The 14,700-nt window shown below is 64.4% G+C and carries 14 protein-coding genes; 5 read left to right on the top strand and 9 right to left on the bottom strand.

Features of this window, described 5'->3' with window-relative positions; genetic code table 11:
- The 5 genes from VIQ49_RS24825 to VIQ49_RS24845 form a co-directional block, all read right to left on the bottom strand.
- The coding region (locus tag VIQ49_RS24825) for an acyl-CoA dehydrogenase (protein ID WP_331889252.1) at nt 1-1,010 on the bottom strand (1,010 nt) is incomplete at its 3' end.
- A 22-nt stretch (nt 1,011-1,032) separates the two neighbouring features.
- The gene (locus VIQ49_RS24830) at nt 1,033-1,902 is read right to left on the bottom strand and encodes an amidohydrolase family protein (RefSeq protein WP_331889253.1); all 870 of its coding nucleotides are present in this window, start codon (nt 1,900-1,902) and stop codon (nt 1,033-1,035) included.
- A gap of 16 nt (nt 1,903-1,918) precedes the next feature.
- Entirely contained in the window at nt 1,919-3,562 is a 1,644-nt protein-coding gene (locus VIQ49_RS24835) for an acyl-CoA synthetase (RefSeq protein ID WP_331889254.1), read from the bottom strand.
- Nucleotides 3,559-4,788 carry an amidohydrolase family protein gene (locus VIQ49_RS24840; protein WP_331889255.1) on the bottom strand — a complete coding sequence of 410 codons (1,230 nt, stop codon included), beginning with the start codon at nt 4,786-4,788 and terminating at the stop codon, nt 3,559-3,561. Before VIQ49_RS24840 ends, VIQ49_RS24835 begins: the two co-directional genes overlap by 4 nt.
- Nucleotides 4,789-4,806: 18 nt before the next feature.
- The gene (locus tag VIQ49_RS24845; RefSeq protein WP_331889256.1) at nt 4,807-5,619 is read right to left on the bottom strand and encodes an enoyl-CoA hydratase; all 813 of its coding nucleotides are present in this window, start codon (nt 5,617-5,619) and stop codon (nt 4,807-4,809) included.
- Nucleotides 5,620-5,778: 159 nt separating this feature from the next.
- On the opposite strand from VIQ49_RS24845, the gene VIQ49_RS24850 reads away from it, so the two are divergent.
- The 4 genes from VIQ49_RS24850 to VIQ49_RS24865 all read left to right on the top strand — a co-directional run bounded on the left by VIQ49_RS24850 (nt 5,779) and on the right by VIQ49_RS24865 (nt 9,966).
- Nucleotides 5,779-6,525 carry a TetR/AcrR family transcriptional regulator gene (locus tag VIQ49_RS24850; RefSeq protein ID WP_331889278.1) on the top strand — a complete coding sequence of 249 codons (747 nt, stop codon included), beginning with the start codon at nt 5,779-5,781 and terminating at the stop codon, nt 6,523-6,525.
- 105 nt (nt 6,526-6,630) lie between these two features.
- A complete protein-coding gene (locus tag VIQ49_RS24855) occupies nt 6,631-8,307 on the top strand; it encodes an acyl-CoA synthetase (RefSeq protein ID WP_331889257.1) in 1,677 nt (558 codons plus the stop codon).
- A 41-nt stretch (nt 8,308-8,348) separates the two neighbouring features.
- Entirely contained in the window at nt 8,349-8,765 is a 417-nt protein-coding gene (locus VIQ49_RS24860) for a Zn-ribbon domain-containing OB-fold protein (RefSeq protein ID WP_331889258.1), read from the top strand.
- Nucleotides 8,766-8,820: 55 nt separating this feature from the next.
- Entirely contained in the window at nt 8,821-9,966 is a 1,146-nt protein-coding gene (locus VIQ49_RS24865) for a thiolase family protein (RefSeq protein ID WP_331889259.1), read from the top strand.
- Nucleotides 9,967-10,051: 85 nt separating this feature from the next.
- Here the strand turns inward: VIQ49_RS24865 and VIQ49_RS24870 are convergent, their stop codons facing one another.
- The 4 genes from VIQ49_RS24870 to VIQ49_RS24885 all read right to left on the bottom strand — a co-directional run bounded on the left by VIQ49_RS24870 (nt 10,052) and on the right by VIQ49_RS24885 (nt 13,706).
- Nucleotides 10,052-10,849, bottom strand: a complete 798-nt coding sequence (locus VIQ49_RS24870) for an SDR family NAD(P)-dependent oxidoreductase (RefSeq protein WP_331889260.1) — start codon at nt 10,847-10,849, stop codon at nt 10,052-10,054.
- A 31-nt stretch (nt 10,850-10,880) separates the two neighbouring features.
- Nucleotides 10,881-11,651 carry an SDR family oxidoreductase gene (locus VIQ49_RS24875; protein ID WP_331889261.1) on the bottom strand — a complete coding sequence of 257 codons (771 nt, stop codon included), beginning with the start codon at nt 11,649-11,651 and terminating at the stop codon, nt 10,881-10,883.
- 51 nt (nt 11,652-11,702) lie between these two features.
- Nucleotides 11,703-12,464, bottom strand: a complete 762-nt coding sequence (locus tag VIQ49_RS24880; protein WP_331889262.1) for a crotonase/enoyl-CoA hydratase family protein — start codon at nt 12,462-12,464, stop codon at nt 11,703-11,705.
- Nucleotides 12,465-12,530: 66 nt separating this feature from the next.
- Entirely contained in the window at nt 12,531-13,706 is a 1,176-nt protein-coding gene (locus VIQ49_RS24885) for a thiolase family protein (protein WP_331889263.1), read from the bottom strand.
- Nucleotides 13,707-13,875: 169 nt separating this feature from the next.
- On the opposite strand from VIQ49_RS24885, the gene VIQ49_RS24890 reads away from it, so the two are divergent.
- The gene (locus tag VIQ49_RS24890) at nt 13,876-14,694 is read left to right on the top strand and encodes an enoyl-CoA hydratase/isomerase family protein (protein WP_331889264.1); all 819 of its coding nucleotides are present in this window, start codon (nt 13,876-13,878) and stop codon (nt 14,692-14,694) included.
- Nucleotides 14,695-14,700: the final 6 nt, after the last annotated feature.

Here is a 14,700-nt window from a genome sequence, read left to right on the forward strand (position 1 = left end):
CTCACCGCCGGGTCACCGCCCGCCAGTGGCCATCCCCGGGCCCGGACGAGATAGGCGGTGGCGGCCGCTTCGGTGGTCACTCCCAGTCCGCCCTGGACCTGGACGGCGCCGGACGCGCTGCGAGCCGACTCCTCCGCCATGTACACAAAAGCGGCACTGGCCAGTTCGCGCCGCTGCGCGGGTTCGTTGTCGAGGAACCAGGCCGCCCGCCGGCACAGGTTGCGACCGGACTCCACCACGATCGCCATGTTGGCCAGCGGGTGGGAGACTCCCTGCAACGTCGAGATCGGGACGCCCATCGTATAGCGGCTTTTCGCGAATTCGGCGGCGATCTGCATCGTCTTCTCCACCAGACCGGCAAGCGCGGCTGCGGTGAGGAGCCGCCATTCATCCAGTGCCAGTTCGTATTCGGTCACCGCGTCAGGACCGCTCGCGAGGACAGTCCGGTGCAATCCCCCGCCGGGATCGATCCACGCCATCGGCAGATGCCCGATGTTGTTCACCCTGGCCGGGCGGGTATCTGCGGTCAGCCTGACGATGTCGTCGCCGTCCCGCAGGACCACATGGTCGGCCACCGAACCCGCCGCCACCAGCCGGGCACCGTCCACTCCGTCGCCGTGCGGATCCAGTGCCACCAGCAGCCGTCCGGCGACAACATCCCGTGTGAGATCCGAATCGTCGGAGAGCGCGCCGATCCTGGCCAGCAGACGGACCGCACAGACGTGATCAATCCACGGGACGGGTGCCAGCGACCTGCCCATCTCTTCGGCGACCAGCGTGAGATCGACCAACGTGGCACCGTCGCCGCCGACCGACTCCGGTACCGCCATCGACGTGGCACCGGTGGCGCACAGGCGTTCCCAGAGGTTCTTGTCGAATCCCTCGGGTTCGGCTGCGCGCACCACCTCGATGGACGAATGGGTACCGAAGAACTTCGAGTATGACGACTGGAGATCGATCTGGTCTGCCGACAGGCTGTAGTCCAGCCTGCGCAATTCGTAGCGGTCCATTGTCATTGCTCCATATCCGGGTTCATTGCTCCTGTATCCGATCGCCGAAGAAGAATTCCTGCGCATTGTTGTAGAGGTAGTTCTCGAGGACGTCTGCCGGCAGATCGAGGGCCGCCGCTTCCGGCAGCACCCGCCGCATCGGCAGAACCGGCCAGTCCGAAGCGAAGAGAATCTTGTCCGGACCGCGGGTTCTCATGTAGTGCAAGAGACTCTCGGGCAGACGTTTCGGCGACCAGGCCGACGTCATCAGACGAAGATTGCTGTACTTCACCAGCAGCCGGATCGCAACGTCCCACCAGGGATCGGCCCCGTGGATCATGCACAGGCGCAACTCGGGAAAGCGCACGCAGACCCGGTCGAGGTGTATCGGGTGCTGGACTTCGCCGGGGATCGGCGGTCCGGGGATCCCGGTGTTGATGCACATCGGCAAGTCCAGGTCGACGCATTTCGTGTAGAGCGGGTAGTAGACCGCGTCGCTGGCCGGGTACATCCCGTCACCCCAAAAGCTCGGCCCCACCACGGCATACGTCACGGGCAGGTCCCGGACAACCGCGGTCAACTCCCGGAGCGCGGGCATCGGCTTGAGGAGGTTGATGCCACCCATCGCCAAGCTGAACCGTCCGGGCTCGGCTTCGACAAACTTACGTGCGGTGGTCGACGGTGTGGCGAGGTTGTCCATCAGGACCGCCTTGCGAACACCCTGCTCATCCATCTCATCGAGCAGTTCTGCCATGTCCACCGGCCCGAACATCGATTCGGGGCCCTTGAAGTAGTCGTCGCGCACCTTGAGCATCCAGCCCGGTTGCTGTGCGGTCTCACCGAAGTGCACGTTGACCAGACAATCGATTGCACGAGTGGGGATTGCGGGAGTTGCGATTGGCTCCGTTGGCATATGAGCGTTTCCGTTCCTACAGCGATGAGGTTGCGGGGACTGCAGTGTCGGCGGCATTCGATTCGACAGCCGCCTTCGCCCACCGATAATCGGGTTTGCCGTTGCCGAGGCGTTGGACGTGCTCGACGATGACCACTGCCTTCGGTGCCTTGAACCCGGCCAGTTCGGTTTTGCATAGTGCCCGCAAGGTCTCCTCGGTCACTTCGGATCCGGGATCGAGCGCGACGAGCGCCACCACCTCTTGACCCCATCGATCACTGGCGCGACCCACTACCAGAGCATCGGTGACACCGACCTGCCTACGGATGACCGCCTCCACTTCCTCGACGAAGACCTTTTCGCCACCGGTGTTGACGACAAGCGAATCGCGCCCGAGCAGTCGCACCGTGCCATCGGCATCGAACATCGCGCGGTCGCCGGGGATCGACATCCGAAGGCCGTCGACGACGGGAAATGTGCTCTCGCTGGCAGTTCGGTCCCGGAAGTACCCGAGTGGAACGCGCCCGACACGCGCCGTCCAACCGATCTCGCTGTCGCCGGGTTCGAGAACTCGGCTGCGATCGGCGGAGATGACGGTGCCGCCGGGCCGCAACCCGAAGGTCTCCCCCAGTGCACCTTTCTGGCTCGTGTAGAAACCCAGACCACCGGTCTCCGACGATCCGTATCCGTCGATGACGGTGACGGTGGGCAGGCATTCCAGCAGCGCCGCCTTGTGGATCGGGTTCGTGGCCGCGCCACCGGTTCCGATGGCGTACATGGATGACAGATCGTAGGTGGCGCGTCGGAGCTCGGCGACGATCGGTGCCGCGTAGGCATCGCCGACCATGGTCATGAGCGAAACCTTCTCTTGCTCTGCGGTTTCCAGGACCAGCCTGGCGTCGAACCGGTCGCGATCGTCGAAGAGCACCACGGTCTGCCCGGTCAGGAGCCCGGAGAACGCCGTCCAGATACCCGCCGCGTGCACGAGTGGAGACATCGCGAACCACACCTGACCGCCGGTCAGGGCGATGTTGTGGAGGTCTTTGGCCGACTCGTAGTCGTTGCCGGCCAATGACGACACGTACAGGTCGCTCTGGCGCCAGAGCACACCCTTGGGCCGCCCGGTTGTCCCACCCGTGCACTGCATGACCATGTCGTCAGGCGACGACGGCAGCGATCGGTCCGGATCACCCTGGGCCACAGCATCGTCGAATGACACCGAGCCCTCGATACTCGGGGTCTCACTCCCGTCGTCGACCTCGATCAGGAGATCAATGCCCTCGGCGGTCAGCGCCGCCGCGAACTCGGGCCCGAAAGATCGGTGGTAGATGACCGCGCGCGGACGAACGTAGTCGAGGAGTTCGGCGATCTCCCGCGCCGTGTAGTTGTAGTTGACGTTCACCGGTACCACGCGCGCCTTCAGACAGGCGATCATCGCATCCGGATAGAGGTCGTTGCGCATGATGAGTGCAATGCGGTCCTGCCCGCATTCCCACCGCTCGTGTTCCGCCTGCGGGGTGTGGACGCCGAAACCCTGATCGACCAAGAAGTTGGCCAGCCGACGCGTCCGCGCAGCCGATTCGGCGAAGGTGCTTCTCCGGCTGCCACACACCGTCATCTCTCGATCCGGCACCGCCGACGCCACTTCGTCGAGCACATCACCAATCGACCATTCCGTCATCGGCCACCCTTCTTCTCGGGGCCCGAACCGGCCACCACATCCGAACGCCCCAGCAGATCCAGGGCGTTGTCGCGCATGATCTTCCGGACGTCTGCCTCGCTGAACCCGGCCAGATCGTCGACAAACGAGACCGGTGTCTCCAAACCCTCGCCGTGGGGCCAGTCCGAGCCGAACAGGATACGTTCGGCGCCGATGAGCTTTGCCAGGGCAGGCATGTCCTCCTCGTAATACGGAGCTGCCCAGACGTGGTTCCGCAAGGTTTCGACCGGGTCGTTCGGAAACGACCTCGGGAACTGGTTGGCCAGCTTGGCCAATCGCTTGGCCAGGCGATGCATCCAGTCCGTGCCGTTCTCGATACTCGCCACCCGCAATGTCAGATGACGATCGAACACGCCATGGACGATCAGCGAGGCGATGGTGTCGTGGATCGCCCGGTCGTCGACAACGATCTTGTCGAACGGATCCGTGGTGCCGAAGCCCTCGAAGTTCGACTTTCCACCCCACATCGCAGCGATGTTGAGGTATCCGCTGTCGCTGAGGTGGAAGGCCACCGGCACACCGGCCTCGGCCAGAGCAGCCCAGACCGGATCATGCAACGGATCACCCAGCGATCGCGGTTTCGGAATCCCCGGGACCGGCGCGGGGCGGACGCAGACCAGCTGCGCACCCATGTTGATGACGGAATCGACCTCTGCGGCAGCGGCTTCCGGATCGGCCAAGGAGATGATGGGTGCCGTGATGATCCGGTTGTCCGGTCGGGCGAAACCCCAATCCTCGTCGAGCCACCGGTTGAACGCGTGCAGCGAGGCCATCGTCGCGTCGATGTCGTGTGTCAACGCCTCCTCGACACCGCATCCGAACGTCGGGAACATCAGGATCGTCTCGATCTCCTGCTCGTCCAGGATCGCGACGCGGGCGTCCCGGTCGCGATACTCGGGCCGCATCTCGATGCTCTCGACCTGCATCAGCGATGCCGGGTCGACACCTTTCGGGATCTGCCCCCGGAACATCAGATCGAGGCAGCCCGGCACGATGATCGGATCGAACGACGGATTGGGGATGAACCGATTGACCCGGTCCCCGATGATCGCCATCGTGTGCCGGCCGTTGTCGACGAATTGAACGCCTCGGCGACGGAACTTCTTGTCGAGGTGGCGGGTGAACGCGTCGAGTGGTTCGTAGTAGTGGTTGTCGACATCAATCGCCCGGTACGGAAGCTTCGGCATTTACGGTCCTTTCGATCCTCAGAGCGACGGGAAGTTGGGCTTGCGTTTCTCGAAGAAGGCCACGATGCCCTCCATGAAGTCCGGGCGCGTGAGCGAATCACCCATCAGGGCTTCGGCCCGGGAGCCGGCCTCATCGACATCGCCGGTCGAATCCCGATACGCCTGCTGCTTGATTTGCGCCAGCGAACTCGGCGCACACTGCAGGGCAATGGATTCGGCGTACTCGATCACCCTCTTCATCAGCAGCTCCGGCGCCACGACCTCTTTGATCAGCCGCAGCTCCCGAGCCTCATCGGCGTAAAACGTTCGACCGCTGAGCAACAGGTCCATCGCAACACCCCATCCGACGAGACGGGGAAGGATCCACGAGATTCCGTTCTCGGCAATCAGACCCCGCTTGGCAAACGGCGCCGCGAACTTGCTACCCGTGGCGGCGAAGCGGACATCACTCATCAGGGCCAGTACCAAACCGATCCCGACACAGGGTCCGTCGATGGCCGCGACGACGGGCTTGCGCAGGCCGGTCAGGAAGGAGACCGGTCGATCTCCGATGATCTTGCTGACGTCGACATCACCCGACCGCGACAGCGAGTCGCCGATCGTGTCGGACGAACCCAGGTGCGCGCCCGCGCAGAACGAACCGCCGGCTCCGGTGACGACAAGCACCCGGATGTGTGGCGCCGCTTCAGCACGATCCACGCACGCGTAGAAGGCATCTGCGATGTCGATACCCCACGCGTTCATCCGTTCCGGACGATTGAGGGTGAGAACCGCAACACCGGCGTCGGTCTCTTCATACAGAACCGCATCGGACAAATCCGCCTCGGACACGGCGGCACCTCCTGAATCGGAAAAACATCCCCGAGGACTCCCTGGCACCATTACTGTATACCTATCGGTAGTGCATTCCACAAGGGTTTACACAGGCCACGGGGGCGGATCCCGCGAAGCCAATCTCCGGTGACAAATGCTTACGGAAGCGGTCTGGACATGGCGAAGCGCAGCGCTCCCCTGAAACGGCAACGGCGAGATCGTGGATCCATCGATCCCGACGAGATCATCAAGGGCGCCTTCGAACTCGCCGAAGAGGTCTCCGTCGACAACCTCAGCATGCCGCTGCTCGGCAGACACCTCGGCGTCGGAGTCACCAGTATCTACTGGTACTTCCGCAAGAAGGACGACCTGCTCAACGCCATGACGGATCGGGCACTGAACCGCTTCACCCGCGACACCACCTTCCCGGAGAACCGACCGTGGCGCGAAACGCTCAACGACCACGCCCACCGGATGCGCGAGACCTTCCTCGACAACCCCATTCTCTGCGACCTGATCCTGATCAGGGCGTCGATGAGCCCCCGGGCGGGACAACCGGGCGCACGGCTCATCGAGATGGCCGTCGCGAACCTCGTGAACGCCGGACTCTCCCTCGACGACGCATTCGAAACATATTCGGCGGTCCAGCTCCACGTGCGAGGCTCGGTTGTCCTGGCCCGGCTACATCAGAAGCAGAAGGCGACCGACCCCGGCGCCCGCGCCTACTACGACCACCTGGTCATCACACCCGACAAAACACCGCTGCTCTCCGAAGGTGTTGGCCGCGGGCACAGTATCGGCGCACCCGACGACACGAACTTCGCTTTCGGGCTCGAATGCATCCTCGAGCACGCCGGCCGGATGATCGATGCCAACGCAACGGCACACACCCTCCGAAATGGTCGAACGCCCGAGCCGAGTTAGCCGTATCGCACTTGCCACAAACCCTGTCGCAGGCGTTCCCGTATACCTTACAGTAGTGAGATCTGGCCGCGCGCGGTCGAACGTTGCCATCATCGAGGAGGAATTGTGTCCAACACGGATGCCGGGGCCGGGCCGATCACCACCGAGTTCACGGTCGCGGCGGTCGCCGACGCCGTCGCCGAAGCCATCGGCGATCGCGTCTACATCTCCCAGGGCGACAATCACTACACCCATGCCCAGATCGCGGATCGCTCCAAACGCCTTGCCTCCTACCTACATTCGCGTGGGCTCGGCGCGCACACCGCGCGCGAGCTGCTCGGCGGCCACGAGACCGGCCAGGACCTGCTCGGCATCTACGCGTACAACGGCAACGAATATGTCGAGGCGATGCTGGGGTCGTTCCGTTCCCGCGTCGCACCGTTCAACGTGAACTACCGGTACGTCAGCGACGAACTCCGCTATCTGCTCACCGATTCCGGCGCGACCGCCTTGATCTATCACGCCGTCTTCGCACCGCAGCTCGCCGAGGTCTTGCCCGACCTCCCCCACCTTCGTGTACTCATCCAGATCGCCGACGACTCCGGCAACGCCCTTCTCCCCGGTGCCGTCGACTACGAGGCCGTGCTCACCGAGAGCTCGCCCGATCCGCTGCCGATCGACCCGTCGCCGGATGACCTCTACGTCCTCTACACCGGTGGCACCACCGGAATGCCCAAAGGTGTTCTGTGGCGCCAGCACGACATTTTCGTGGCCGCGTTCGGTGGCCGCAATCTCGCCACCGGCGAGCTCGCTCATTCATACGAAGACATCGCCGCCCGCGTGGTCGACAACCCCGGGATCAAGATCATGGTGCTGCCGCCGCTGATGCACGGCGCGGCCCAGTGGGCCGCGATGCAGGCACTGAGCACGGGCCAGTCCCTGGTGTTCCCCACCGTCGTCGACCATCTCGATCCCGCCGACATCGTCGCCGCGATCGAACGGGACAAGGCCGGTGTGGTGATGCTTGTCGGCGATGCCGTCGCACGCCCACTGCTCACGGCACTCGAAGACACGTCCGCGGACCTGAGTTCACTGTTCGCCGTGGCCAACGGCGGCGCGATCCTGTCGCCGACGATCAAGCAGCGGCTGATCGACGCCCTTCCGGGCGCCATCGTCATCGATGGGGTGGGATCATCGGAGACAGGTACACAGATGACCCACCTGTCCACTGCCGAAGCGGTTTCCACCGGAACGTTCGGTCCCGGACCCGACACCTTCGTCCTCTCCGACGATCTCGAGAAGATCCTCGATGCGGGACACGACGGCATCGGATGGCTGGCCCAGCGCGGGCACGTACCGCTCGGATACAAGGGCGATGAAGCCAAATCCGCCAAGTCGTTTCCCTCCATTGCCGGCACCCGGTATTCGCTACCCGGCGACCGGGCGAGACTACTGGCAGATGGCAACGTCGAGCTCCTCGGCCGCGACTCGGTGACCATCAATTCCGGCGGCGAGAAGATCTTCGTCGAGGAGGTCGAGATGGCCATCGCCTCCCACCCCGCCGTGAGTGACGTCGTGGTGGCGGGACGTCCCAGCGACCGCTGGGGCGAGGAAGTTGTTGCCGTGGTGTCCCTGATCGACGGCGCCACAGCCGATTCCGGCACCCTCATCGACCATGCCGGCAAGTCGATCGCCCGGTACAAACTGCCCAAGACCGTGCTGTTCCGTTCGGCGATCCAGCGCAGTCCCGTGGGCAAAGCCGACTACCGGTGGGCGCGCCGCGAGGCCGCCACCGGCGAGTGATCGGTTCACAGTCACATGCAGACCCGAGAATGGAGTGCTTGATGCAAAAAGCCTTGGCGCCGGAGATCTCCAACTGGCCGAACGAGGATCCGCAGCTGATCGGGAGCAATTGCCGCGACTGCGATGCCACGGTCTTCCCCGAACACAGGCTCTGCCCACGATGCAGTAGCGACCAGGTGTCGCCGGCACTACTGCCCCGGCGGGGAACTCTCGTCGCATGGACCACCCAGGGATTTCTCCCGGGCGCTCCCTACGCCGGCCGCGAGACCCCGAAGACCTTCACACCATTCGCGGTGGGCCTGGTCCAACTCGGCGATGTGGTCCGGGTCGAGGGTCGGCTCACCGAAAGCGACCCGGACAAACTGCGATTCGGGATGGACGTCGAACTGACGATGATTCCGTTCACCGCGGACGACGACGGCAACGAGATCGTCACGTTCGCCTTCCAGGCGTCCTGAACGCCCGGCTCACCGACCACCAGAAGGGTTTGAAGATGACAGATGGGACAGCAACATGACTGGGGTCGCGATCATCGGAGTGGGCCTGCACCCATTCGGCCGGTTCGAAGGAAAATCCGCGATGGAGATGGGCGTGGATGCCGTCCGGTACGCGCTCGCGGACGCCGGGCTGGAATGGAAAGACATCCAGTTCGGGGTCGGGGGCAGCTGGACTGTCGCCAATCCGGACAACATCGTCGGAATGCTGGGGCTCACCGGAATCCCGTTCACCAATGTGTTCAACGCCTGCGCCACCGGCGCGAGCGCAACCCAGGTCTGTGCCGACACCATACGCATCGGTCGCTACGACATCGGTATCGCGATCGGCCTCGACAAGCATCCGCGGGGGGCGTTCACGGAAGATCCGACGCTCGTGGGCATGCCGAAGTGGTACGCAGAGAACGGCCAGTACCTCACCACCCAGTTCTTCGGCATGAAGGCCAATCGCTATCTCCACGACCACAACATCTCACCGCGGACCCTGGCGAGAGTTGCCGCCAAGAACTACCGCAACGGAGCGCTCAATCCGAATGCGTTCCGCCGCAAGCCGATCTCCGAAGAAGACATCTTGGGCGCGCCGATGCTCAATTACCCGTTGACGCACTACATGTTCTGTGCCCCCGACGAAGGCGCCGCGGCGGTGATCATGTGCAACGCCGACATCGCACATCGGTTCAAGACGAAGCCCGTGTTCGTCAAGGCTGTGGAGCTTCGGACACGCAGCTACGGTGCGTACGAGGTCAACACCACCTACGGCCCGATCGAGGAAGACGTGGCTCCCACCGTGTACGCGTCCCGAGCCGCCTTCGAGGCCGCCGGCGTGTCCCCGGACGACGTCGACGTGATCCAACTGCAGGACACCGACGCCGGCGCGGAGGTCATTCACATGGCAGAGGCCGGGTTCTGCGCCCACGGTGATCAGGAGAAGCTGCTGGCCGAAGGTCACACCGAGATCGGCGGGTCGATGCCGGTGAACACCGACGGCGGCCTGATCGCGAACGGTGAGCCGATCGGCGCCTCGGGAATCCGTCAGATCCACGAACTGGTACGTCAACTCCGCGGCGAAGCCGGTGACCGCCAGGTCGGCGGCAATCCGACAGTGGGCTTCGCGCAGCTCTACGGTGCACCGGGAACCGCCGCGGCCACGGTCCTGACCACCTGACCCTGAAACCTGCAAAATACGAGGGCGGCGAAGGAGTATGTCCCTCGCCGCCCTCGTATTCAACAGTTCCCAGGGTTCAACAGTTTCAGGTGAAGTCGGTGCCACCGTCGACGTTGACGTTGGCACCGGTCATATACGAGTTGGCCCGGGAGGCCAAAAAGGTTGCCACCCGAGCAATTTCGTCGGGCAATCCGGCCCGCGGGAGGTGGGCGGGATGCCCGAAATGCTTGTCGATGGCGGCCATCAGCTCGTAGGGATCGTCGCTGTCGACGCCCACAGACTCTGCCCATCGGATCAGTGAATCCGAGGCCACACTGCCTGGAGAGATCACATTGACCATGATCTCGTCGGGCGCCAGGAACAGCGAGAGATTCTTCGAAATACTCGTGACCATCGCCTTCGCCGCCGTGTACGCCGGCAGCCGAACGCTCTGGCGCTGCGTCGAACCCGCCGAGAAGTTCACCACTCGGGCCCAATCGGCATTCCGCAGCAGCGGCAGCGCCGATCGCACGGTGTGCACCATGCCCATCACGCCCTCGTCGAAACCGGCCTGCCAATCCTCGTCGGAGAGTGTCGCGAAGTCGCCCTGCACAGTCGGTCCGGTCGCGTTGACCAGCACATTGAGCCGGCCGTCCCAGCGCTCTCCCAACTCGGTGAACACGTCACCGACCCGGGCCTGATCGCCGACGTCGGCGATCAGCCCCACCGCATCCGGGCTGCCGGCCGCGGTGAGTGCGGCGACCGCGCTCTCCAGGTCGGCGGGTGTGCGGGCCAGAACGGCAACGCGCGAACCCTCTCCGGCAAGGCAGCGGGCGACGGCCAGGCCCATCCCCCGGCCGCCGCCCGCCACCACTGCACTGGCACCGGCGAATCCCAGATCCATGATTCTCGATCCCCGTGTCTTTGTGCCCCGGCTACTTCGGCTGGAACCGCTGTCCGCCGTCGATGCGGACGACTTCGCCGTTGATGTAGGTGTTCTCCAGCAGATACTGGGCCAGGCCGGCGAACTCCTCCGGTTGGCCCAACCGCTTCGGGAAGGGTACCGACGACGCGAACTTCGCCAGTCCTTCTTCCCCGAGCAATTCCATCAGGGGGGTCCGCATGGTGCCGGGGGCGATGCTGTTCACCCGGATTCCGACGGCGCTGAGATCGCGCGCGGCGGTCAGCGTCAGAGAGATGACGCCACCTTTGGCTGCCGCATATGCGGATTGACCGATCTGCCCCTCGTATCCGGCGATCGAACTCGTCATCACGATCGCGCCGCGCGCGCCATCGGTCAACGGTTCACGGGTGGCGATATTGGCGGCTGCCAGCCGCAGCACGTTGTAGGTTCCGGTCAGATACAGCGCAATCGTGTCGGTGAAACCCTTCTTCGTGTGCGGGCTGCCGTCACGATTGACCACCTTCTCCAGCACTCCGAAGCCACCGTGCGCGATCACCACCGACCGGAAGTCGCCCAGCTCTTCGGCTTTGGCGATGGCATCGAGTACCGCCTCGTCGTCGAGGACATCGGTCCGAACGTAGGCAACCTTGTTGCCCAGTTCCTCCGCCAATGCCTCCGCCTTGTCGTCGGCGAGATCGGCGATGACCACGGCGGCGCCCTCGGCGTGAAGTTTCCGGACGGTCGCCGCGCCGAGGCCTCCCGCACCTCCGGTGACCAGAACAGACTGACCTTCAAATGACACAGATATCTCCTGACGTGAAGTGTTACAACGTGTTTCTGGTGAGGGGGATGGCTATTCGCCGGTCCAGTTGGGCTTGCGCTTCTCTGCGAAGGCGATGGCACCTTCCTGGGCATCCTTCGATCCGAACACCGGGATGATCAGCTCCATCTGCTTGTCCCACATCTCCTGCTCACTCCAACCGCGGGACTTCACGATCACCTCTTTGGTGGTCGCGACCGCGAGTGGACCGTTGGCGGTGATCTTCTCGGCGAGTTCCAGCGCCTTTTGCAGCGCCTCACCCGGTTCGGCCACGATGTTCACGAATCCGTAGCCCGCTGCTTCTTCCGCGGTGAAACTGTCGCCGGTGAGCGCCAGTTCGAGCGCCTTCTGATACGGGATGCGATCTGGCAGCCGCAGCAGACCGCCGCCTGCCGCCACCAGCCCCCGCTTGACCTCGGGGATACCGAACTTCGCGGTCTTCGAGGCCACCACCAGATCCGTGGCGAGCGCGAGTTCGGTGCCACCGGCCAGCGCATAACCCTCCACCGCCGCGATGATCGGTTTGACCGGAGGCTTCTCGGTGAACCCCATCCCCCGCCCATTGATGTGCACGGCTTCTCCGGCAGCGAATGCCTTGAGATCCATACCTGCACAGAAGTTGCCCCCTGCACCGGTCAGAACCGCAACCGACAGTTCCGGACTGCTGTCGAGCTCGTCGACCGCATCGGCCAGGCCCTGACTGACCGCAAGATTCACCGCATTTCGTGCGTCCGGACGGTTGATGGTGATGATCAGCGCGCGTCCGCGGCGCTCGACAATGACCTCGTCTGACATGCCTTACCCCCTCGTTGAATGTCTGTTCACTTCAGATTTCGGATGACCCTCGTACCGACATGCCCGTCAGACCTCGATGACCACGGCGCCACCCTGACCGCCACCGGCGCACATCGCTGCGACGCCGATCCCGCCGCCTCGGCGCTTCAGCTCGTACAGGAGTGTGGTGACCATCCGGGCGCCCGAAGCGGCGATGGGATGCCCCAGGCTCGCACCACTTCCGGAAAAGTTCACCCGCTCTTCGCCGATCCCGTACTCCCGCACCGCCGCGATCGGAACCGAGCAGAACGCCTCGTTGATCTCCCACAGGTCGACGTCCCCCGCCCGCAGCCCCGCTCGCTCGAGCACCTTGCCGATCACCGCGACCGCACCGAGTCCGGTATCGCGCGGCGCGACTGCCGAAGCAGCCCAAGCCTTCACGGTCCCGAGCACCTCGAGGCCCTCGGCCGCCGCGTGGTCCTCGCCCACCACGACCACCGCCGCGGCGGCGTCGTTGACCCCGCTGCTGTTGCCGGCCGTGATCGAGAAGCCCTCGATCTCCGGATGCAACACCGGGAGTGCGGACAGACGCTCGAGGCTGCTGTCGCGGCGCGGGTGCTCATCGACGCTGAAATCGACAACCGTTCCGTCGGGCAATTCGATCTTGAGTGGGAGGATCTCGTCGACGAACTTGCCTCCGTCGATCGCGGCGATCGCGCGCTGATGCGAACGCAACGCCCACACGTCCATCTCCGCGCGGCTGATGCCGATCGCCTTCGCCGTGTTCCAGCCGACGGTGATCGACATGTCGAGTGTTGGCGCGTCCGGCGTCTCGGGGTGGCTCGGCGGCATCCAGCCGTCTTTGAACTCGAGCTCCGGACCCGGTATCCGCCACTTCATCGCCGGACCGGTCGACAACGACTGCACACCTCCGGCGACAACAACCCGCTCCATGCCGTAGCCGACTTGCGCCGAGGCGTTGCCGATGGCGGTGAGGCTACCGGCGCAGTGCCGGTTGACCGCCTGCCCCGGGACGGACTCCATACCCGCGGCCACCGCCGCGTAGCGCGCCAGGTCGCCGCCTCCGTAGTGCGACTCGGCAAAGATCACGTCGTCGACGGAGGTGGGGTCGATACCCGCCCGCCGCACGACCTCCGGGAGTATCGCGGTCGCCAGCGTTTCGGCGGGCGTGTTGACCAGCGCACCTTTGAACGATCGACCGATCGCTGTCCTGGCTGCACCGACGATGACAGGTTTGGGCATTTTCCAACCTCAAGGCCTCTCGGGCTGCATCCACACACGTGGGTGCAGCGTGTTGATCACAAGCTGCGAATCAAAATCGTAGCATCTACCGTAGGTCGAACAGTATGCTTGTTCAGAACCCGGCGACAGCGCCGAATTCGTGACACCCGGCAGAGAGGTGCGACCACATATGGGCGACCCCAACCCGTCAGACCGCGACAAGGGGGTACTGACGACGTCCGTCGCCGGTGGAGTTCTGCGCATCGTGATCGACCGACCGTCACGGCGAAATGCCATGACCCACGCGATGATCGACACCTTCGTCCAGACCCTGACCGACGCCGCAACAGATGATTCCCTGCGCGTGGTTCACATCCGGGGCGCCGGCGGCGACTTCTGCACGGGCGCAGACTGGGTGGCGACGAACACGACCGGCCCGCGACCCCGGGCCGGCAACCTGATCCGCCGGATCCCCCATACCGCACACCGGGTGATCGAACTGGTTGCCGCCATCCATCTGCCCGTGGTCTGCACGGTGCAGGGGTGGGCCACCGGACTCGGGTGCAGCCTGGCGCTGGCCGCGGACTTCACGGTGGCCGATGACAGCGCTGTCTTCTGGGAACCGTTCATGGCGCGCGGATTCACACCCGACTCCGGATCCACCTGGCTGCTCCCGCGATTGATGGGCATCGCCCGGGCCAAGGAGATGCTCCTGCTGGGCGAACAGGTGCCGGCCGCCCAGGCGGCCGAATGGGGCATGATCCACCGGACTGTCGACAGCTCGGAGATCGACACCGTCTCGGCGGCTCTGGTCGACCGCCTTGCGGGCGGACCCACCGTCGCCATCGGCCTGGCCAAGGCGGCAATCAATTTCGCTCAGGGCGCATCCCTCACCGAATCCATGAACCATGAGCTCTCGGACCTCGAACTGGCCTGCAGAACCGGCGATTTCAAAGAGGGTCTGTCGGCGTTCAAAGAACGCCGGGCACCAGAATTCGATGGTCGATGACCATCT

The sequence above is a fragment of the Williamsia sp. genome (genome assembly GCF_036566845.1).
GTDB lineage: Bacteria > Actinomycetota > Actinomycetes > Mycobacteriales > Mycobacteriaceae > Williamsia.